General features: G+C 30.4%; 19 protein-coding genes. 8 read left to right on the top strand and 11 right to left on the bottom strand.

Features of this window, described 5'->3' with window-relative positions; all coding sequences use genetic code 11:
• Nucleotides 1–105: 105 nt before the first annotated feature.
• A complete protein-coding gene (locus ABD939_RS01835; RefSeq protein ID WP_345163917.1) occupies nt 106–3,993 on the bottom strand; it encodes an ATP-binding protein in 3,888 nt (1,295 codons plus the stop codon).
• Between the two features lie 178 nt (nt 3,994–4,171).
• On the opposite strand from ABD939_RS01835, the gene ABD939_RS01830 reads away from it, so the two are divergent.
• The 8 genes from ABD939_RS01830 (at nt 4,172) to ABD939_RS01795 (ending at nt 10,383) form a co-directional block, all read left to right on the top strand.
• The gene (locus ABD939_RS01830) at nt 4,172–5,368 is read left to right on the top strand and encodes a PKD domain-containing protein (RefSeq protein ID WP_345163915.1); all 1,197 of its coding nucleotides are present in this window, start codon (nt 4,172–4,174) and stop codon (nt 5,366–5,368) included.
• A gap of 227 nt (nt 5,369–5,595) precedes the next feature.
• Entirely contained in the window at nt 5,596–6,327 is a 732-nt protein-coding gene (locus ABD939_RS01825; protein ID WP_345163913.1) for an energy transducer TonB, read from the top strand.
• A gap of 174 nt (nt 6,328–6,501) precedes the next feature.
• A complete protein-coding gene (locus ABD939_RS01820) occupies nt 6,502–6,927 on the top strand; it encodes a DUF2141 domain-containing protein (protein WP_345163911.1) in 426 nt (141 codons plus the stop codon).
• A gap of 11 nt (nt 6,928–6,938) precedes the next feature.
• Nucleotides 6,939–7,562 (top strand): tetratricopeptide repeat protein, encoded by a 624-nt coding sequence (locus ABD939_RS01815; RefSeq protein ID WP_345163909.1) that lies wholly within the window; start codon nt 6,939–6,941, stop codon nt 7,560–7,562.
• Nucleotides 7,563–7,589: 27 nt separating this feature from the next.
• Complete coding sequence (locus ABD939_RS01810; protein ID WP_345163907.1) at nt 7,590–8,933, top strand: histidine kinase; 1,344 nt, start codon at nt 7,590–7,592, stop codon at nt 8,931–8,933.
• Between the two features lie 12 nt (nt 8,934–8,945).
• Nucleotides 8,946–9,251, top strand: coding sequence for a 2TM domain-containing protein (locus ABD939_RS01805; protein ID WP_345163904.1), 306 nt, complete (start codon nt 8,946–8,948; stop codon nt 9,249–9,251).
• Nucleotides 9,242–9,589, top strand: a complete 348-nt coding sequence (locus ABD939_RS01800) for a 2TM domain-containing protein (protein WP_345163902.1) — start codon at nt 9,242–9,244, stop codon at nt 9,587–9,589. The genes ABD939_RS01805 and ABD939_RS01800 overlap by 10 nt, the downstream gene beginning before the upstream one ends.
• A 38-nt stretch (nt 9,590–9,627) precedes the next feature.
• Nucleotides 9,628–10,383 carry a LytR/AlgR family response regulator transcription factor gene (locus ABD939_RS01795; RefSeq protein WP_345163899.1) on the top strand — a complete coding sequence of 252 codons (756 nt, stop codon included), beginning with the start codon at nt 9,628–9,630 and terminating at the stop codon, nt 10,381–10,383.
• 45 nt (nt 10,384–10,428) lie between these two features.
• Here the strand turns inward: ABD939_RS01795 and ABD939_RS01790 are convergent, their stop codons facing one another.
• The 10 genes from ABD939_RS01790 to ABD939_RS01745 form a co-directional block, all read right to left on the bottom strand.
• Nucleotides 10,429–11,409 (bottom strand): hypothetical protein, encoded by a 981-nt coding sequence (locus ABD939_RS01790; protein WP_345163896.1) that lies wholly within the window; start codon nt 11,407–11,409, stop codon nt 10,429–10,431.
• A 207-nt stretch (nt 11,410–11,616) separates the two neighbouring features.
• Nucleotides 11,617–11,895 carry a hypothetical protein gene (locus tag ABD939_RS01785; protein WP_345163894.1) on the bottom strand — a complete coding sequence of 93 codons (279 nt, stop codon included), beginning with the start codon at nt 11,893–11,895 and terminating at the stop codon, nt 11,617–11,619.
• Between the two features lie 139 nt (nt 11,896–12,034).
• Nucleotides 12,035–12,571: a VOC family protein gene (locus ABD939_RS01780; RefSeq protein WP_345163891.1), complete on the bottom strand. Its 537-nt coding sequence runs from the start codon at nt 12,569–12,571 to the stop codon at nt 12,035–12,037.
• A gap of 15 nt (nt 12,572–12,586) precedes the next feature.
• On the bottom strand, nt 12,587–12,982 hold the full coding sequence (locus ABD939_RS01775) for a VOC family protein (RefSeq protein ID WP_345163888.1): 396 nt from the start codon (nt 12,980–12,982) through the stop codon (nt 12,587–12,589).
• 31 nt (nt 12,983–13,013) lie between these two features.
• Nucleotides 13,014–13,418, bottom strand: a complete 405-nt coding sequence (locus tag ABD939_RS01770) for a helix-turn-helix domain-containing protein (RefSeq protein ID WP_345163886.1) — start codon at nt 13,416–13,418, stop codon at nt 13,014–13,016.
• 117 nt (nt 13,419–13,535) lie between these two features.
• Complete coding sequence (gene lpxD, locus ABD939_RS01765) at nt 13,536–14,528, bottom strand: UDP-3-O-(3-hydroxymyristoyl)glucosamine N-acyltransferase (protein ID WP_345163884.1); 993 nt, start codon at nt 14,526–14,528, stop codon at nt 13,536–13,538.
• A gap of 57 nt (nt 14,529–14,585) precedes the next feature.
• Nucleotides 14,586–15,764: an LETM1-related biofilm-associated protein gene (locus ABD939_RS01760; RefSeq protein ID WP_345163879.1), complete on the bottom strand. Its 1,179-nt coding sequence runs from the start codon at nt 15,762–15,764 to the stop codon at nt 14,586–14,588.
• A gap of 368 nt (nt 15,765–16,132) precedes the next feature.
• On the bottom strand, nt 16,133–17,767 hold the full coding sequence (locus tag ABD939_RS01755) for a DUF1501 domain-containing protein (RefSeq protein WP_345163876.1): 1,635 nt from the start codon (nt 17,765–17,767) through the stop codon (nt 16,133–16,135).
• A gap of 11 nt (nt 17,768–17,778) precedes the next feature.
• Nucleotides 17,779–19,419, bottom strand: coding sequence for a DUF1800 domain-containing protein (locus tag ABD939_RS01750; protein WP_345163873.1), 1,641 nt, complete (start codon nt 19,417–19,419; stop codon nt 17,779–17,781).
• Nucleotides 19,420–19,522: 103 nt separating this feature from the next.
• A complete protein-coding gene (locus ABD939_RS01745; protein WP_345163869.1) occupies nt 19,523–21,832 on the bottom strand; it encodes a FecR domain-containing protein in 2,310 nt (769 codons plus the stop codon).
• Nucleotides 21,833–21,865 lie beyond the last annotated feature (33 nt).

Here is a 21,865-nt window from a genome sequence, read left to right as displayed (position 1 = left end):
TTTAGAAAAATATACAATAGACTTTATCATTGAGATTTAAAGGTAATAAATTGTAATGAATTAGGATTAATAAATAAAAATCCAATTACATTTAAATAGAGTAAGTTATTTTTCTAGTCTAGATGGAGGAGTTTGAAACTTTTCAGTAAAAAGTTTAGAGAAATAATTTGGGTCGCTAAACCCAATTGAATACGCGATTTCTGAGATGTTTAAGTCTGTATTTTTTATTAATTTATAACCTTCATTCAATCTAATTTCTCTTATGAATTTAGATGTAGATAAACCGGTAAGTGCTTTTAATTTTCGATGTAGCTGTGTTCTACTAACACCAATTTCTTTACAGATTTCTTTGATGCCAAATGCATCATCAGAAATATTATTTAATAAGACTTCAGAGATCTTACTAAGAAACTCATTTGAAATTTTAGGTGTTTGTGTATTATTTAGATTACCGTTTTCAGAATTATATTTCTTTTTTAAGTTCTCTCGTATTGAAATAAGGTTATTGATATGAACTAAAAGTTCTTCTTTATTAAATGGTTTTCCTAAATAAACGTCGGCGCCTAATTTTAATCCTGAAATTTTTGAATCATGATCAACTTTTGCAGTTAGCATAATAACAGGAATATGGTCTGTTCTAAAATCTGATTTTATTAAGTGACAAGCTTCATATCCATCCATAACGGGCATCATAACATCAGAGATAATAAGGTCTGGAATTAATTCAAGAGCTTTTTCAAATCCTAATTTACCGTTTGGTGCAGAGTATACTTTATAGGACGGCTCTAGAACAGATGATATGTATGTTAGAACATCTTCATTATCTTCAATAACAAGAACAACATTCTCATCATTTTCAATAGCATCTTCTAATTTATACTTAACTGTAATAGATTGATTATTCTGAATTTTTAAAGTATTGTTTAATAAGGGTAGTGTAACTGTAAAACAAGCACCATTTTTCTTGTTGTTTTCAGCTTTAATAGTGCCATTCATGAGTCGAACAAGTTCTCTTGATAAAGCAAGTCCTAACCCTGACCCTGTGCTAGATTTATTATTCTTTTCTTGAAAATAACGATCAAATATTCTTTCAAGATTATCTTCTGATATACCACTACCAGAATCACTTACCTTAATTTCTACAATTTCATTTAAAGCTTTTACCGTAACGTCAACCGAACCATTTTTTGGCGTGAATTTGATGGCGTTAGATAATAAGTTATTTAAAATTAATTGCACCTTGTCTATGTCAAAGTCCATTAGAATGGAATTGGGGGGGGAACTAAATTTTAGCTTAATATCTTTTTGCTTTGCTAGAGATTCTAATGACTCCATACAGTATTTGGTGAACGCAACAATGTCTTTTGTTGAAAGTTCTAAATTAGCTGAATTAGATTCGATTTTGCCAATTTCTAAAAGTTCATTAACTAAATTTAAGAGTTGTTGTGCATTGCGCTTAACCATTTCTGAAACTTTGGATTCTAAGCTTTCTGCCATGCCAATAATTACTGTTAATGGCGTTCTAAATTCATGGGTAATATTTTGGTAAAATTTATTCTTAAAATCGTCAAGCTGTTTTAATTGATTAGCTTCAGAAACAGCCAATTTCTTATTCAGTTGAATTTTATAAAAGGCATATATAATTGCTGTAAAAAGAATTAGATAAATAATGTAAGCTAAAGTGGTTTTCCACCAAGGCGGTAGAATATCAAAAGTAGCTAAAGTAAGTGGTTCACTCCAGATCGAGCCATTGTTTGTAGACTTAACCTGTAACTGATAATTATTTGGTTTAAGGCTACTGTAATTAATAGTTTTTAATTCTTTGCTAAATTGCCATTCGTTAGAATTACCTAGAAGACGATATGCATATAGAGTAAAATAGGATATCTCTGGGTTTACTGCTTTCAGTTTTAAATCTAAATTATTTTCTGTGTAATTAAGGTCTTCAAATTTTAAGGTATTCAAGCCAAGGAAGTTATTTAAAACTTTAGTTCCATTAAGATTAACTTCCTGTAGTACCATTTTTGTTGGTTGATTATTAATTTTTAAACTATCGGGATGATACACAAAAAAACCACCAATACCTTCTGTAAATATAGTCCCGTCATCTTCTATATCGATTGGACTAGCAAAAAGATCTGTGTTACCTTCCATTCGCATCCAATTAGGAGAGGTTTCAATAACTTCAAATGTCTCTGAACTTATACATAATGATGGGGCTAGGAATTGACTTACCCAAAAATTGCCACGATTGTCGGGGGTTATACCATACAATGCTTCATTTTTCAATAGGTTATTTTTGTTAATATGAAATACAACATTTTCCTTATTGATATCATATACATATATACCATTAACAGTTACAATCCAAAGTCGACCAAATTTATCATCAATTATTTGATGAGAAATATAATCCATAAATTCTTCTGAAATAAAATATTTCTTTTTAAATTCAGGACCTCCAGTTTTAATGCTATATTTTTCAAGTCCTTTATTTCTGCTTGTAACCCATAAGGTATTTTCAGAATCAATAAAAATTGCATCAATACCTTTAAAATCAAAGAATTCATGATTATTGTTAGCATTATCAATTTTATTCAGTCTATTATTAGTTACATACCACAGATTACTATTTTGGTCCAATTGTAAATGATGGGTAAAACTATCTAAATAATCTTCTAAATTATGTCCAGTAAAATTAAAGCTGTTACTTACAGGATTAAAATGAGCTATACCATTTGAGGTTCCAAACCAAAGCTTTCCATATTTGTCTTTAATTTGATCATTAATCTTTAAGTTTGGTAGACCTTTATAAGATCCATCTTTGAATTTACTATAGGTTTTGGTTTTTTTGTCATAAACAAAAACCCCTGTATCACCACTTATCCAATAATTACCATTATTATCTTCAGTATATTTATGACGGTATTCTGTTTCAAAACCATCAGGAAGTTTGACGTAAGTGTATTGATGTTGACGACTGTTAACTTTTATTAAACCTTGTTTTTTATTGGTTCTAATAAAAATGTTTTGTAAGTTATCTATGGTGATACCTCTTATTTCAACTTTGGTTTCATATTCCTGAGAGGATGATACGACTGTATTATCTTTCAATTTTAAATAGATTAATTGATGTTTGGCTCCAATCCATATTTCTTTATTACCAGGAGCTATATCAAAATCAAGATAATAGTCAGTATTATATTTAGTGTTTTTAATAATTTTATAGTCAATCCAATGAACATGCTTAAGATTTTCGGAGAAATATCCAATGTTTGATTCATTCATAACCCAAAACCTGTCATTCCTTATTTTGCTGCCTTTTAACCATTTATTAGAATAAATTAATGATAGATTATTATCCTTGACTTTTAATAATCGTTTATTAGTGTTTAAATACATTTCATTCTTGTATATCAAGAGTTTTAGCGTATACTCCTTTTCATGAAGTAAAATATTAAGAATGGATGTTTCTGTAATATTATTATTTTCGTCTAAGTTGAAATAGATAATTTCTTGTTCTGTAAGTAAAACATACTGCAAATTAGATATTTCAATAATTGATTTAATTGCTTTAGACTTAGCATTTGCTAATAGTTCGTCATTAATATTTTTAAATTGTCCGGTTAATCGATTATAAATATTAAGGCCATATTTTTTTGTTCCACAGAAAACATTACTTTTTGAATCTTCAAAAATGCTTGTAACAAATCTTCCTTTGAAATGGTTATTTTCATTTTGATATCCTTTAAATAGTTTTACTTCTTTTCCATCTAAAATGTTTAGCCCTTTAGTTGTGCCTAGCCATATAAAATCATTAGAATCTTTTTTAAAGCTTAATATGTAATTATCTGAAAGACCATGTTCATGATTATATTGTTCAAATACCAACCCATCTATCATGTACATCTTTTGTGCATTTAACCAATTGTATCCATGGAGTATTAGAATAAGTAATGCTACTTTTAGAATAAATGAGTTTTTTTTGAACATCAAATTAATGAGGATTATGATGTTCTAATTTACAACATTTTATAAATTATTCTAATTATGAGTGCGGAAGTCATAGTTTTTTTGATAGTGAAACAATATTCCTTGTATTTGAAACAATACTGCGTGTTCTAAAACCGCAAGTCATAGATATTTGTTTTAAATCTTTAAATTAACAGTTATGAAAACTTTAAAACAATTTTATTTTTTATCCCATTTTTTTTTAATTCCAATCATTTTTAGTTGTTGTAATGATGATGATCCTCAAGAAGAAATACAAGTAATAAGCCCAACTGCTAATTTTGCTTTTAATTTAGAGGTGGCAAATGTTGGCGAAAGTGTTATGTTTACAGATACCTCAATACCAGGTACTGGAACAATTGATTCTTGGAATTGGACATTTACAGGTGGAACTCCAAGCACATCAAACGAGCAAAACCCAACTGTTATCTTCAATTCTAAAGGCGAGTTTTCAGTATCATTAATTATAACAGCAAATGATGGTGCTACGTCTAATACATCTCAAAATATTTTAGCTGTTGAGGGTTGCCCTATATATGATTGTGAGAAATTTTTAGTTGACGTTGAAATGGATATCGTTTACGGTATTTCTAATAATTTACACCTTATGAATATTTATAAGCCAAAAGGTGATTTACGTTCTACAAAACCTGCGATACTAATTAATGGAGGAGGTCAATATGAAGGTAGTGATTTAAGCGTTTTAGATCCATTAGCTAAGAGGCTTGCAAGTTACGGCTTTGTTGTAGCTACTGCCAGATATAGAAATGGCGTGCAAAATGGTACTGCAAATTTATTGCGTGGTATGGTAGATAGTAAGGCGGCGGTTCGTTTTTTAAGAGCTAACGCTAGTAGTTATGGTATTGATCCTAAACAAATTTTTGCAGGTGGATGGGCATCAGGAGCTTATAATGCTTTGGTTCATACCTATTGGCAAGAAGAAGATGTGCCTACACCTATATTGGATGGAGTAATTAATGCAGGTATGATTACAAATTGGGAGGGAGTTCAAGGAAATCCTGAAATATCAAGTGATGTCTTGGGTGTAGTAAATCTTGGTGGTAGTATTTTCGGTACAGAAGAAGCTTTCGGAGATGATTTATATATCACTGCTAATGATCTACCAATGTTTGCCGTCCATGGTGAATTGGATAATGAAACTCCATGCAATGCTTTGGAATTAGAGACTGGGAACTGGGAATTTGGTTCATGTGTTATCCATAGCAGATTGCAATCCTTAGGAATTTTATCTGAGTTAACTGTTATTGCAAATGGGGCTCATGAAGCTCCAAGACTTTCAGAGAATATTGATAATTATCTTCCTTCATTAGTTGATTTTCTATTCAATAATTTATGATATTAAAAATATACAGTGGCATGTTTAATATATTCTTAGAAGCTTTATGGTTGCGCTAGTATAGCCTTTACTAAAAACCACTCTTTAAACTTAAAAGTTGCCTTGTTTCAAGGCAACTTTTTTATTTACGAAATAAGCAATAATAAAATATTTCTTTGTGAATATGACAATTATCATACTTATTTATTGTGAATTCGAATAGATTTACAGTATTAAATATAAATGTCATGGAAGCTAAAAAGAACCCAGAATTAGAAATAGGCCGCAATAGCAGTTTGTATTTTGCTATTGGACTTAATTTGATGTTGCTTCTATCTTGGCGAACTTTAGAATATAAAACATACGAAAAAAGCGATATAGCAATGGATATTCTTCAGGTAGATCAAGAAATAGAAGAAGAGATACCAATAATAAACATTAATACACCGCCGCCGCCACCTCCACCACCTCCACCTGTTGTGAGTTTAACAGTAGAGATTGTTGAAGACAATGAAGATATAGAAGAAACTGTTTTTGAAAGCACCGAGATTGATCAAGATGCTGCTGTTATAGATAGAGATTACGAGGTTAGTGATATTCAAGTTGAAGAAGTAGCAGAAGATGTTGAGGTAGCTTTTGCTATAATTGAAGATGTACCGGTGTTTCCCGGTTGTGAAGGCTTAAATAAAAGAAAGACCAAAGAATGTTTTCAAAAAAAGGTACAAGCTCATGTTTTGAAAAATTTTCGTTATCCACAAACAGCTTCAGAACTGGGCTTGCAAGGTAGAGTATCGGTTGTCTTTGTAATAGATACTGAGGGAATGGCAACAAATATTAGATCTAGAGGCCCTGATAAGATTTTAGAAAAGGAAGCAGAACGAATAATTAGAATATTACCAAAAATGAAACCTGGAAAACAAAGAGGTAAGCCTGTGAAAGTAGCTTACGCAGTTCCTATTTTCTTCAAATTAGCTGAATAGTTAAAATAAATAGTAATAAATTTTTTTAAAGACCAAGAGATTTTTAATTGTCTCTTGGTCTTTTTTATTTTTAAAATAACATTTCATCCTAAAAAAAATACATTTCGGTATTTCTCTTTTCAATAATCTTTATTCATTACAGATATTTGTAGCGTAATTAAAAACATAAATATTATGCAAACGCTTATTAAAATTATCTGTTTAGTTGTTATCAATATTGGTTTCTCTTTTGCTCAAACTGACTCAACTGTGGATGTTACCGTAAATATTTCAAATTTAAATAGTAACGATGGTAAAGTATTTGTTGGTCTTTATAATACTAAAGAGAGTTTTTTAAATAAAGGTTATAAATACTTAAGTACAGAAATTAAAAATAATTCTAGTACGGTTACCTTTAAAGATGTTCCAAATGGTATTTATGCAATATCCATGTATCATGACGAAAATGGTAATAACAAAATGGATAGTAATTTTCTAGGAATCCCTAAAGAAGATTATGGTTGCTCAAATAATGCTAAAGGTTTCATGGGGCCACCAAAATGGGAAGATGCCAAATTTGAAATAAAAGATAAACCTATCACACAAAATATTAAACTTTAAATATCAATAACATGAAAAATATAATAATTATAGTGTCATTACTTATAGCAACTACAATTAGTGCACAAGGTAATTACGAGAAAGGTATGCAAAAAGCTTTCGAGCTTTGGGGAAGTAATAACCCTACGGAAGCATCAAATTTATTTGAACGAATTGCAAAAGCAGAACCTGATAATTGGTTGCCAGCATATTACGCTGCACAAATAAATATTCTTAAAAGTTTTGGATTGAGAGACGAAGAGAAGTTATCTGCGCAACTTAAAAAAGCACAAAACTTAATTAACGACGCCACAGCAATATCAAAAAATAATCCAGAAATAATGGTGCTTCAAGCTTTATTACATACCGCATGGGTAGCCTATGACGGTGCCACTTACGGCATGACTTTATCTGGAAAAATAATAGAGCTTTATGCCAAAGCAGAAGTTATAGCGCCAGAAAACCCAAGAGTGGTTTCATCAAAAGCTGAGTGGAATATGAATAGTGCCAAATATTTTGGACAAGATACCGCGCCGTTTTGTAAAGATTTAGATAAAGCCTTAGAACTTTTTACTAACTTTAAACCAGAAACACCTTTTCATCCTAATTGGGGAAAAGACCGTGTAGAACAACTTTTAGAATCTTGTAAAAAGTAAATTAACTAGAATTAATAATTTAAAGCCATGTCAAAACATTTAAGACAAATACTCATAACATTTATTATTGGATGTGCCATATTTGTAATAGGTAGTGTTCTTGAAAATGGTTTCAGTTATGACAGTATTAATGATGCTTTAATTAGTTTCACATTTTATCAACTCTATTCTTTTGTTCTTGGGTATTCTAATATGTATTTTTTCGATTACATGAACCATCGTGTAAATTGGAAAAAGAAAGATACTTTAAAACGGATAGTTTTTGGTATAGTAGGTACCACAGTAATTACCTTAGTAGGTTTATTCTTTTTAAGAGCACTTACAGATATGTTTTATCGTGGTGGAACTTTTAAAGAATTTCTAGAAAACGATAGGATTGAATATTATTATTTTGGGCTTCAAGTTACATTTATAATCATATCGATATTCTATATCATATACTTTTACAATCAGTACCAGCAAAACAAAATAAAAGAACAAAAAGTAATTGCAGGTACCGCAAGTGCAAAGTTTGATGCTTTAAAAAATCAGTTAGATCCACATTTTTTATTCAACAGTTTAAATGTGTTAACCAGTTTAATTGAGGAGAATCCTGATAACGCGCAACGCTTTACTACATCTTTATCAAAAGTTTATAGGTATGTTTTAGAGCAGAAAAATAAAGAATTAGTAACCGTTGATGAAGAGTTACAATTTGCAAAAACATACATGTCTTTATTAAAAATGAGATTTGAAGATAGTATTGTTTTTGAAATGCCAGAAAGCGCATCAAATCCAGAAAGTAAGGTTGTACCATTGTCATTACAACTGCTTCTGGAGAATGCAGTAAAACACAATATGGTTACATCTAGTAAACCATTACATATTAAAATTTATGAAGATGGCAATAATTTAGTAGTAGAAAATAATTTACAACCCAAGCAAATAGTAAAAAAGAGTAGTGGTGTAGGTTTAACTAATATTAAACAACGCTACGATTTATTAACCAATAAAGAAGTATTTATAGATAAAAACGCAAATAGATTTGCGGTAGCTATACCAATGCTTACAAAACAAATTTCAGTTATGAGAACACAATCACAACCCTTAATAGACGATAGTTACGTGCGTGCACGCAACCACGTTGAAGAACTTAAAAACTTTTATTACAGCTTAATTTCATACTGTTTAGTAATTCCCTTTTTAATATTTATAAACTATAAAACGAATTGGAATTTTCAATGGTTTTGGTTTCCTATGTTGGGTTGGGGCTTAGGTTTAGTTATTCAAGCTTTTAAAGTATTTGTAAACGATGGCGCTTTTGGTAGAAACTGGGAAAAACGAAAAATAGAACAGTTTATGCAAGAGGATGATGATAATCGTTGGAATTAAAATAATAAAAACATGAGACAGTTACCAAACATAAATACAGAAGATAAATACATACAAGCACGAAAACGTGTTGAAGACCTTAAAGGCTTTTATTATAACTTAATTTCTTATTGTTTAGTTATACCTTTTTTAATATTTATAAACTACAAAACATTTTGGGATTTTCATTGGTTTTGGTTTCCTTTATTTGGCTGGGGTATTGGTTTAGGTTTTCATGCCTACCAAGTATTTGTAAACGATGGTTTTTTAGGACGTAAATGGGAAGAAAGAAAAATACAAGAATTAATAGAGAAAGAAGAAAATAAAAGATGGAATTAAAATTGAATACTATGGAACTTCAAGAATATAAAAACACTCCAGATTATAGAAAAGAAGATGCTTATCTACGAGCACAAAAAAGACTAAAAGATATTAAAGGGTTTTATTGGCATGCCTTCTGGTATGTAGCGGTAAATATTTTTTTAATAGTTATGATTGCCATAAATAGTGATGGAAATATTTGGCATTACGGAACTTTTTCAACCGCATTTTTTTGGGGAATAGGTTTAGGATTTCATGCCTTAGGAGTATTTGGTAAAAATTTATTTTTTGGTAAATCTTGGGAAGACAGAAAGATAAAAGAGTACATGGAAAAGGATAAAAATAAAATGCGATAATACTTCAAAATTTTATACCAAAATATAAAACCATACCAATGAACGTAATTATTATAGAAGACGAAAAACCATCAGCAAGACGTTTACAGCGTATGCTTCAAAGTTTAAATTTGAATGCCGAAGTTATGTTGCATTCCGTAGAAGAATCTATAGAATGGTTTGAAAATAATACACACCCAGATTTAATTTTTTTAGACATTCAATTAAGTGATGGATTATCCTTTGAGATTTTTGAAGCAATAGATATTAAAAGCGCTGTCATTTTTACAACAGCCTATGATGAATATGCACTTCAAGCGTTTAAATTAAATAGTATCGATTATTTATTGAAGCCAATTGATGAAGACGATTTGGAAATTGCAGTAAAAAAATATAAAACACTTACACCACAAAAGCAAGCCGTAACTCTTGATTTTAATGATATTAAAAAACTTTTGGTAAATCCAATAGATCGTGAGTATAAAAAACGATTTTCGGTAAAAGTAGGGCAACATTTAAAACTTATCAATATTGACGATATAGAATGTTTTTACAGTGAAAATAAAGGCACATATTTATATACTTCAGAAGGAAGAAACTATCTTTTAGATAATACATTAGACGATTTAAAAGAAGAGCTTGAACCACAAACTTTTTTCCGGATAAATAGGAAATTCTACATAAATATTAATGCCATAAAAGATATGGTAAGTTACACCAATTCACGCTTGCAGATAAAATTAAATACGTACCACGAACAAGATGTTATTGTAGCTAGAGAGCGTGTTAAGGATTTTAAATTGTGGTTAGAGTAAAATTTGATTATTTTTTTATGTGTTTGTGTATAGCTAATTGCGTAGCTATTTTTCAGTTTGCTTTTGAATCCAATCCATAAGCTCATCTTTGTTTATCGAGTCCCAAGTTGCTTGAGTACTCTTTTTTTGTGAAGTATTGTCCTCGGGTTGTAATACAATTAATTCTGTATTTTCATTTCCTGCTATTTTCAATTCAGCTAAAAAGCCAACTATATCTGTCGAATTATTCTCGTATAATGTTCTTAGTTGTTTTGTCAGCTTATATTCTATTGCTGGTTCTATATACGCTCGAACTCCATAGTCTTTGTATATCTTAATATTTTCATTCTTTTCATCAGAGTAACTATAGGATGAGAAGTTGTGATAATTTTCGAGATTAGTTTTTGGTGTCCCTTCTAAGTTCGTCTCTAGCAGATAGTTTATAAATTTTGGTTCCCAAAGGTCAATTAGGTTAATTTTTATATCACGTTTATGTTGATACCATTTTCTTGTAAAATCCATTGTAAAATTACAAACGACAATACCTTTAATTTTAAGTTGAAATTTGAAGTCACCCTCTTTTATAAATTTAATATATCGCATTGCTCTATGTCCAACTAAACTTGCTCCTAAAAAGAAAATATTGTCATTTGGTAAATTATATTTATCAAATATTTCTCTAATTAGCTTATGTGTAGAAATCATAGATGCATTAGAAAAGTAAAAGTCAAGAGGGATTTCGGTTGAAACTGACAATACTGCAAAGCCTTTTTCCGATGCTTGAGTATACATCTGCTTTGAACTCCAGTTCTTTTTGTCATTTTTTGAATCTTCGAGGAAAATGAGTACACCCTTTATTTCCTTATTTTCAGGAAACATTAGAGTGTAACCTTTTTGAATAAAAGGCAAAAAGTCATTTTCTCCTATTCCAACTCTTAAGCTATCATTTTTTACTGGTTCGTAGTATTCAAGTATTTTCTGTGAAAAAGATTTCGTACTAAAAACAGTCAGGAAGAGTAAAAATAATACCTTAAAAGGTGTTTTCATTATCGTTTGTTTTTAATTATGTTTAACGTTATTGTATATGGACTGTTGTTTGCTCCAATAGCTAATTTAACAAATACAAACAGAAAAGAAAATCCGTGAGGATTTTCGTAAATAGGTGAGTGCTAGCAATGAATTTTGTACTTTGTTCTGCGCAGTTTTTATTTCAGTCAATATTTTTCCATCAGCATTCAGTTCGTATTTATAACCTTACCAGTCAATTAATTCAATTCTATTTTCGATAATCTTAAATTCAGTTTTTCCGTCTGGATTTACAAATATATCTCGTACACTAAAATCCCAAATAATTTCACCATTTTCATTTATTCGGTTAACTTGAGTTTCTCCGTGAACTATAAAGTCATTTTTGAATTGGTTAATTCCTAAATCAGTTAGATATTGTTTCTTAAACTTCTGACCAAATTCCGCTGAAACCAAATCAGATTCATTTGTTATTTCAATTACTGAATTTTGATAGTTTACTTTCATTTTGTTAAATTGCTTATGTCTAAAGTTAACGAAGTTAGTTGCAAATTTTCAGAAAGTCAAAAGTGGTTTCGTAGTTGAATTTTTTATGACTATTCACAGCAAAAGCTTAATAAGAGTATTTTACTTTGGACAGCTTTTTTTACTTTAAATTCAATTGCCAAGATACTCCAAATCTATCTTCAACAAAGGCAAACTTAGTACTAAAGCCATAGTTATTTGGTGGCATCATAACTTTTCCGTTTTCAGATAATTTTAAAAAGAGGTTTTGTAGTTTGTTTTCATTTTCGCATTCAATATAGTTAGAAACTGCTGGAGTAAAACCCCAATCGTGCACTGGCGGACTATCGCTACACATAAAAAGGTTTCCGTTTAAACTAAATGTGGCATGCATAATTTTACCTTTTTCAACAGGACCTCCTTCTGCCCAACGTTGTACCTTAATTATCTCTGAGTTATCAAATAACTCAATATAAAAATTCATGGCTTCTTCTGCATTATTGCCTTGAAACGTTAAAAAAGTTGCAATTTCTCCCTTAGTATTATTTTCAGATTTTGCTGAAGTAATTTTCAGGCTATCAAGTTCTGTTCTTAAAGCATCTAATTCATTTTTATACTTTGAATCAGAACAACTTAATACAATTATTGCTAAGGCGAGTAAAGATATAATTCTGTTCATTTTCTAAGGTTTTATTTATAAGTTTTCTACAATTTGAATATTGTTTCCGCAAGTATCATTAAATACAGCAAATTTTACCGTTCCCATTTTAGTTGGGGTTATGCTAAATTTAACGTCGAGTTTTGTTAGTCTTTCATATTCGCTATCAACATTATCAACATCAAATTGTGTGTATGGAAATCCAGCTTCCATTAATGCGTCTTGAAAGACTTTACATGGCTCAAAATGATTAGGAGCTGGCTCTAATAATAATTCTGGACCATCTTGAGCCTCTTTTGAAACTAGGGTAAGCCATCTGTTACCACCTTCTAATGGAGCATCTTTTTTTATTATGAAACCTAATTTTTCGGTATAAAATTTTAAAGCTTTCTCTTGATCTCGAACCGGAATACTAATTAATGTTATTCTCATCTTTGAAATATTTATTCATCAGTTTCAAAGTTCAGAACTTTGAGTCTAATTTTCTTATCGAAAGTTGCTCTTTTTGAAATGCACTTGGAGATTTACCTGTTTTAGTTTTGAATAACGTACTGAAAGATCCTAATCTTTGAAAACCTATTGCAAAACAGGTTTCAGTTACCGACATTCCATTTATTAAATTTTCTTTAGATTTTTCAATTCTTTTATCCATTAAATATTGCCTTGGTGTGAGACCATAATATTTTTTGAATAGCCTTAATAAGTGATATTTAGAAACAAAATGGATTTGAGAAAGTAATTCTAAATTTAAATCTTTATAAAAATTATTATTTATAAAATTTCGTGTTGCAATTACAGTTTTTATCTGCATATCATTTTTAAAGCAGATATTTTTTATTCGGTTTATTTCAGTTTGGTAGAATGTCATTTCTTTCGATTTTACATTACTATCTGGTAATTAAGCAAATATAAAAATCTATTTCAATAAACTTTGTATGTTATTAAGCTAAGGTAGCCTAAAACTAAATTTATGCTAAGTTGTATTTTATTTTTTAGCCAATTTTCTCATAACCACCCACTGCTTCAGCATATCTCGAGCATCTTGTGCTGGATAACCTAAAACCGTTGCGCCTGCTTTAACATCACCAACAACACCAGAACCTGCACCAACAGTTGCGCCAGAATGTATGGTAGTGTGGTCTTTTATAGAGGCACTACCGCCAATAATAACACCATCTCCAAGAGTTACAGAACCTGCTAGTCCGCTATGACCAGCCATAATACATGAGCGCCCCATTATACTATTATGTGCAATTTGTACGAGGTTATCTATTTTGCAACCATCACCAACTATGGTGGCACTAAATTTCGCTCTATCTACACACGAATTAGCACCAATTTCAACATAATGTCCAATAATAACATTTCCAATTTGAGGTATTTTAACAAGACCTCTTCCATCATCACTTGGTCTGTATCCAAAACCATCTGCACCAATACTTACGTTAGTATGAAATATACAATTGCTACCAATAATACAACGCTCGCGAACAACAGTTCCAGACCAAATTACAGTATTGCTACCAATTGTAGTTTCATCAAACACACATACATTAGGGTATAGAATAACACCATCAGCTAAATCTACATCTTTACCAACATAACAATTGGCACCAATTTTACAATTGTTTCCAATTTTTGCAGTGTTATGAATTACCGCAGTTGGGTGAATATCAGTAGCAAGCTCGGGTGCTGGCGGATTAAAAAGCTCTAATATTTTTGCCATGGCTAAATCTGCATTTTTCACTTTAATTAATGCGCGATTATCTCCTGGTTCTATGGTTAAATTGTCATTTACAATGGCAGCACAAGCTTTAGAATCTGGCCAAAGTTTAACATATTTTAAAGCTCCTATAAAGGTTATATGGTGGCTTTTTGCATTTTGTAATTGTTCTGGGCCTTCTATTTTTTGAGTTGTATTCCCTATTAATTCGCCTTTTAAAATATCGTTAATTTCATTAATAGTGTAAGATTTCATTTAGTTTTTCTTGGTGGTTAGTAGTTTTGTAAAGCTAATGGAAAAAAATATAAAAATTTACTTTTCCTCTTCTATTCTGTTTTCATCAAAAGCAGAAGGAAGCAATTTAGGAATAAATTTTACAACAAGAGGCAATAGTAAAGCACCACCAGGTAACATAAAAATAGCTAAACTTGGAATAGATTTAAAAATATCTAATAGTTGTTCTTGTACTTTTTTTTGCTCGTCAGAACTTAAATCTCTAACGGTAGATTGACTTAACAATAGCATGAGTTCTTTACTATCTTTCAATTCTTGGTACAAACGTTTACTATTTCTAGATATTAATTTTGTAACCATTTTACTTGAGTTATTGTAAAAACTTTGAACTATATTTTTAGAGCTCAATAGGGCAATATTATCTTTATTTACGGTGTAAAATTTGTTAACAGATTCTATAGATTTGGTTACTATTTCTTTTTTAAGTTTTAAATCTGAACCTAATTTTAATAAGAATAATTTTTCATTGGTATCAATAACTCTGTCGCTCCAACTCGCCATACATGCCAAATCAACTATATAGTATTTTTTTAATGGTGTATTAATAAAATTAGTAGCCTCTTTGTAATCAACATGTATATTATCTTGAAATCGTAATGACGACTCAAAAAGCTTTATTAAACTATCATCATATTGATTTTTTATTTCTTTAGAATTTAAAACATCTAATGAAATAGAAGCTATAGATGCCTCCAAGTTTTTTATGTATTCTATTGAAATAGTTTTTCTTTTTAAATACTCTTTATAAGCCAACACATCTATATACAAAAGGGCGTTGATAATAAAATAATTAAAGTTTTTAGTTAAAAAGTTACTGTCTATTTGTATGCGTTTATGTATTATTTTTTCGAGTTGCTCGTTTGATTTTTTTCCTCCTAATAATTCTTGAAAAAAAGATATTTTTAGTTCGTTAATATCTGTGTAAAAACCAATAACGCTATCAACAAAAGAAATTTCAGTTTTAGAATTATGATAGGCATGTAAGAATGCGAGACATAAATTTGTTTTGCTAAGTTCTTCCTCAGTTAAATCTTTCTTGTCGATAATATTTGCAACAACTTGTAAGTTTGTTCCATAAATAAAACCACAACTTCTTAGCGAATTATAAAAAGACGCTTCATTATAACTGAATAGCTTATCGCTTTCGCTTACTTCTTTTAGTAATTTTTTTATCCAACCAGATGCTGACGGATTCATTATTATCAGTAATTATAATTCATTGTAAAGATAAATTTTATATCCAATAATGTCCGTGTTTTTTGTGTTAACAAAAGCTATAGTATTAAAATATAAGTTTTTATTTTTTAAAAAGTGTTTACTATTAAAAGCTCTGTGCTGACTAGTGTCAGATTTTTTAATAACAACAAAAAGCCTATAATATTTAGCATAACTGTTGTAATTGACCTTAGTTGTAACAAGTTCTGTTTTTGGTTTCTTGAAGCATTCTATTGGTGCTCTAACGTAGCTTGAAAACGATATTAAGGTAATTAGTAGAAGAAAACTACTTAAAGAAGTTTTTATGCTGTTTAAATTAAACATTTTACTAAGACACTAAATAATAACCACTATATTTTAATAGCTTTATGAATCTCTTTCTTACCATCAACTTCAATTTGGAAAATATAAAGACCAGTTGATAGATATTTTAAATTGATATCTAGTTGTCCTTCAGTTAAACTTTTAGTTTCTTCGGTAAGCATAACTCCTGAAGAATTAAATAATCTATAAGTAACCGTTTCGGCTCTAGAAGTAATAGATTTTAAATTAATAATGTCTTTAAAAGGATTTGGGTGAATTAACCATTTATTTGGTTCTTTATTTTGGTTACCCTCCGATAGACTAGTACAATTTGTTGCAATTGAATATTGATCTTTTATAATTTCTCCAACTTTTAAATTTGCAAAACTATCGTTTAAAGTATGGTTGAAAAATGTAGCATCAATTATAGTGTTATCGGCACCCAGAAAATCTTGCAGAAGTGTTGCAAAAGTCTGTCTGTAGTCATATTGTACGGTTTGTATTTGGTAATTATTGTTACTGGTAGCTTCAGCTAAATCTGGATTTGTTCCAGACAAACCACCAGCCACAGGTTTACCAAAAAGAAACATAGGTGCAATTTCACCATGGTCTGTTCCCAAATTACCATTTTCTTTAGCTTTTCTACCAAATTCAGAGAATGTTAAACCAACCACATTTTCATCCAAATTCTGACTTTTTAAATCACTCATAAAAGCCTCAATAGCGCCAGATAATTCGGTAAGTAAACTAAAGTGTTTTCCTTGTGCATTTCCAGTGGTTTGTATCTGCGCGTTATGCGTATCGAAACCAGAAATACGAACCATGTATACTTTTGAGCCTAAATCTCCACTAATTAGTTTTGCAACTGTTTTTAATTGATTTGACAAATCAGTATCTGGATAAGTAGCGTCATTTTGTCCAGCAATAAACGCTGTTGAAATTGCATTTGCATATGTGTTCGATAAAGCATCAGTATTATTTATAAATTCTAATTGGTTACCATAATCGGAATTCGGAATATTTGTTGGCGGTGCGCCCCCTAATCCATTTAAAACAGAATAGAAACCAGCAGGATCTTGCCCCGTTATGTTTAATGATAAACCATGCGCTTCTTCAGCATGAAAGCCTAATGATGTCTTATTTGATCCAATTTCTACGGCTAGCGGAAAAGTTTCTAATAACAAATCAGCATAATATAATTCCATAAAACGACCAATCCAACCAGTATCTGCACCGTTTAAAAGGCTGTTACCATCGTTTCCTGTTAAATATAAATCTGTGGATTTAAAATGACTTTTATTCTGTGAAGGATATCCAACAGATTGCATAATTCTTAAAATACCTTCATCATACAACGATTTAAAACCTGTAAGTGCAGGGTTTAAACCAACTTGCTGATTATCGGGTAAAGAACCATCGAGAGTAATATATTTACTTAATCCACTTTCTGGAACTTTTATAGTAGGCCTTAAATTGCTGTAAGCATCGTATTGGTTTAGCGGAATAATGGTGTTTAAGCCATCATTTGCTCCTGCTAAATTTATAAGTACTAATTTTCTATTTGAGATATCTGGACAATTAGCAAAAGGCATAAAAGACTTTAATGCTGCCTGTAACTCAAGAGGTGTTAAAGCTATTGCTGAAGCTGCAGATGATAGTTTTATAAAATGTCTTCTTTTCATTTTTACTAGCTTTACATTAATTGAAATTCTGCAGCGTTTACCATAGCAATTACTAATGCGTTTAAACGTGTTTTTACAGTTGTATCGTCACCGTTATTTATAAATTGATTCCAAGTACCAGTCCAGTAGTAATCTGGGAAACCTTCATCAACTAAAAAGCTTTTAAAATAATTTATTCTATCGGTATCAATACTTTCAGGGTATAATAAATCGGCAATTTCTGTAATTAATAAATTAGGATCGGAAGCATTGTTAATATTATTTTTAACAAAGTTGACAGCATCAAGTTGCGTATAAATATTTCCACTTGTTATGGTGTTTTTACCTTCAATTAGGCTCTCGATAAGTTTGTAACGCCCAATAAGTGTATTTGATGAAAACCAGTTTCTATCAAATCCTGGTTCCTGGTAGTAAGCTGGATAACCAGCTACAGAATCAGGATTGTATAGTTCCATTCCAGCAGCCTTGAAATATATATTGTGAATAAATCTTAGAAAGAAATTAACGTAATATCTGTAAGCATCAGTTGTTGGATCTGGATAATCTAATTCGAACATCGAGCAGACTTCTGAAAATAGTTGTAAAGGACTTTTTATAATACTACCAATAATATTATCTGTAGCATCACTATCATCAGCATCATAAAAATGCTCGCTTGAAAGTAAAGTGGTTACAACAGGTAGTATTTCGTAATTATTATCAATTAATATTTGAGCAAGGGGCGTAATAATATCGGTTTCTACTTCTTCATCCCATTCACTTTTTACAAAATAACGATACAATTTTCTGCAATATGCTTTGGCAGTTTCTGGTTGAGCAAAAACCATTTCAACAAAATCATCTAGCTCTTCAAATATTTCTGGAGCTGTATTTTTGCCTGTAATAATTAGGTCTCCAAAAGCACTACTAAAAGTTTTATTGTTAGGGTCATGCTGATTTACATTTATATAACCCATTGGTATATTTGTATCAGGGTCTATATCGCTTCTATCAGCACGTTTTTTAAAACCAGAAAATACTTTTGCTGCCTGTTGTATATCTATTTCTGTATAATTTGTATAATTGTCATTTCCTATTTGTTCACCTTTTAAAATGGTAAAAAGCTCCAAATATTCACGGGCATAATTTTCGTTTGGGTTGTTCTTGTTGTTTTGAGTATTATCGAGGTAATCGAGCATACCATTATCTAGCGTAATTTTTTTAGCTAAAGTTTTTAAATTACCTAAAGCGTAAAAATCTAGTAAGTTTATATGATCGAAAAAATAGGTAGCTCCGCCAACACCAGAATCTTTACCAACAGTAAAACTTGTGTGCAAAAAGAATGATAGTTTGTGCTTCAAAGTAACCTGTTGCATGGCATTATGCCACCACCAAGCTGTAACATGTACACGTTTTCTGCCTTGACCAGAAAAAGAATTTGGAAGCTCTGATGAGGAGGTCCAAAATCCATCTGGAGCAGAAGTTGGTAATGGATCGTATGGTTCTGTTAAACTATTAGCCGACGCAGCTGTTAAGCTATTAACAGCATCAGTTGCAGACATACCCACAAAAGTATTTAATTGACTTTTTGTAAAATTAAAAGTAGCTCGCCTTAACAGATGTTTTGCTAGTCGTAAGTCTAAATTTGAACCAAGCGGATTAAGTGATGCCATTTTTTAATTTTTAAGAAAAATATAAATTTTTTCTTTAGATTTTTATTAATACATTTTTTTTCGTTGAAAATCAGCTGATTATGTGTGTTAAGCAGTATTTCATCTAAAACTGTAATCTAAAGCTTACGTTTGGAGTTATGCCGAGTGATTCATTTGAAATTGGTGTTACTTCATTATTCTCATCCAATACGTAATAAGTATTTATTATATTTTTTTTATTCAAAACATTCCAAATTGAGGCTCCAACAGAGGCTTTAACACCTTCAGTAATATCGAAAGCATAGGTTGCAGAACAATCAGTGCGCAAGTAATCTTCTAAATTAGAGCTGTTTGGGTTGGCGTAAGTAATAATATTATCTTGATTACTTTCGTTTTCATCCGGTTCGGTATTTGGTATTCCAGAATGCCAATTTAAACCCAATGCCAATTTAATATTTTTGTAAGTATAAGTGCCTGCAAAACTTACAGCGTGCCTTATATCTGCATTGTTAGGGAATGGATTTCCGTTATTTAATTCATCAAAAGTATAGTCATTTTTACTGTAAGAATAGGATATCCAAGTGCTAACAATATCGCTAAATTGTTTGTTTAATATAACATCAATACCTTTTATTTTATAGCTTCCTATGGCGTTTGTAAATTGATATTGATTTTGAAAACCTTGACTTCTAGAGGAGATACCATCAGCTTTTTTAATATAACCTTCAGCACTTATTAAAAATCCATTTTTATTGAAATGAAGTCCAGCAGATACTTGCTTACTTTTAATAACAGGAACTGGATAAATGCTTTTGTTATTTATTATTTCAACTTCATTTTTATTGTTTGATAAAACCCATCTTCTATTTTCAATTCCTAAAAAATCGTTTTGTAAATCGATTATTTGAGATGTGGTCTGACTTTTAAATTCGCCTAAAACTTCAAACCTAAAGTTGTTTAAAAATCGCTGACTAAAGCTTAATCTAGGTTCAGCAAAAAGCATATTAAATTTTGGAATATGATTTAAGCGACCTCCAAAAACTAATTTTGTTTTTGCATCATTTGACAAAAATCCAGTTTCAGCATAAATAGCATGTGTTCTTAGAACTTCACGAATGAAACTTCTGAAATTTGGATTATTTACGTCTTCAAGGTTACTAATACCCACTTCAGTAAATTGATAACCACCGTTAATTTTGAATTGATGATTTGGTGTGTAAGTCATATCCAACTTTGCAGACCCATCATAAACTTCGTTTTCTTGAATTAATCGCTGATTATTTAGAATATCAAAATTCGTAGCATCTAAGTCATAATTTGTAACATAAACTTGAGCGGTTGTGGAAAAATATTGATCCCAATCTCTGGTGTAAGTTAAGCCAATAGCAGAATTTCGTTGAGTAAGTTGGCTGTTTAAAGCCTCGCTTCTATCATTATTTGTTAATCTTTCATCATAATTTAAGTCGTTAAATACATTAAAAAAATGTACACGTATCTTATCTTTTTTTGAAATATCGTATAGGAATTTTAAAGTTACATCGTAAAAATAAAATGATTCATTTTGAGAGATGGAGCTCTCGCTATTCTGTGATTTTTCAAAATCAGAATCTTGAAAGATTCGTTTAGAATATTGCTCAAAAGTTGTTGTGTTTATTAAATCTGTTATAGACCTTCTTGCAGAAAGTTGTAATTCTGCTTTATTTGATAATGGGATTTTGGCAAAACCATCAGCATTAATTAAGTTGAAGCCTATACCGGCATTAAATTCGTTATCGATGTCGTCTGGCAACTGCATATCGATAATACTGGAAATGCCATCACCATATTTAGCGCGGGTTCCATTTTTGTATATATTTACACGTTTTGTTGTGTATGGGTTAAAAGCAGAAATTAAACCGAAAAAATGTCCAGATTGATACATTTTAATACCATCCCAAAGTAATAAGTTTTGGTCGTGTGTTCCACCACGTACATTAATGTTAGAAACGGTTTCATCTGTACTTAAAACTCCGGGTAGCGCTTGTATAGTTTGTAATACATCTGGTTCTATTAAACCAGGTAAAATGCCAAAGGCTTCTGGCTTTATGTTTATGGAACCATCGTTTAATTTTGTAATACCAGAAGTTAAAAAATTACTAACTATAATTTCATCAAGGCGTTGGGTGTAGAATAAGCTTTTTCTTTTTTTAGCTTTTTTTATGGTAATAAATCTATTATTAATTATTTCAAAATCTAAGTTGGTTTCAAGTTTTAAAAACTCCAAAGCTTCCTCAAGAGATAAATCGTTTTTTAAGGGGTTTGCTTTTAAATCTTTTATTGTTTTGTCTGCATACGAAAAGCTAACATTGTATCTATCTTCTAAAGATTTTAAAATAGTGATAAGCGATTGTTTTTCTTCTTGAATAGTTTGTGCTCTTAACTTAGCAAAACTCAAAAAAAACAATAAAATAAAAATTGAAAAACAAAC

Origin of the sequence: Algibacter aquimarinus (assembly GCF_039543265.1) — a bacterium.
Lineage (GTDB): Bacteria > Bacteroidota > Bacteroidia > Flavobacteriales > Flavobacteriaceae > Algibacter_B > Algibacter_B aquimarinus.
Note: the sequence above shows the minus strand (reverse complement) of the source record. Positions and strands in the feature narration are given on the sequence as shown.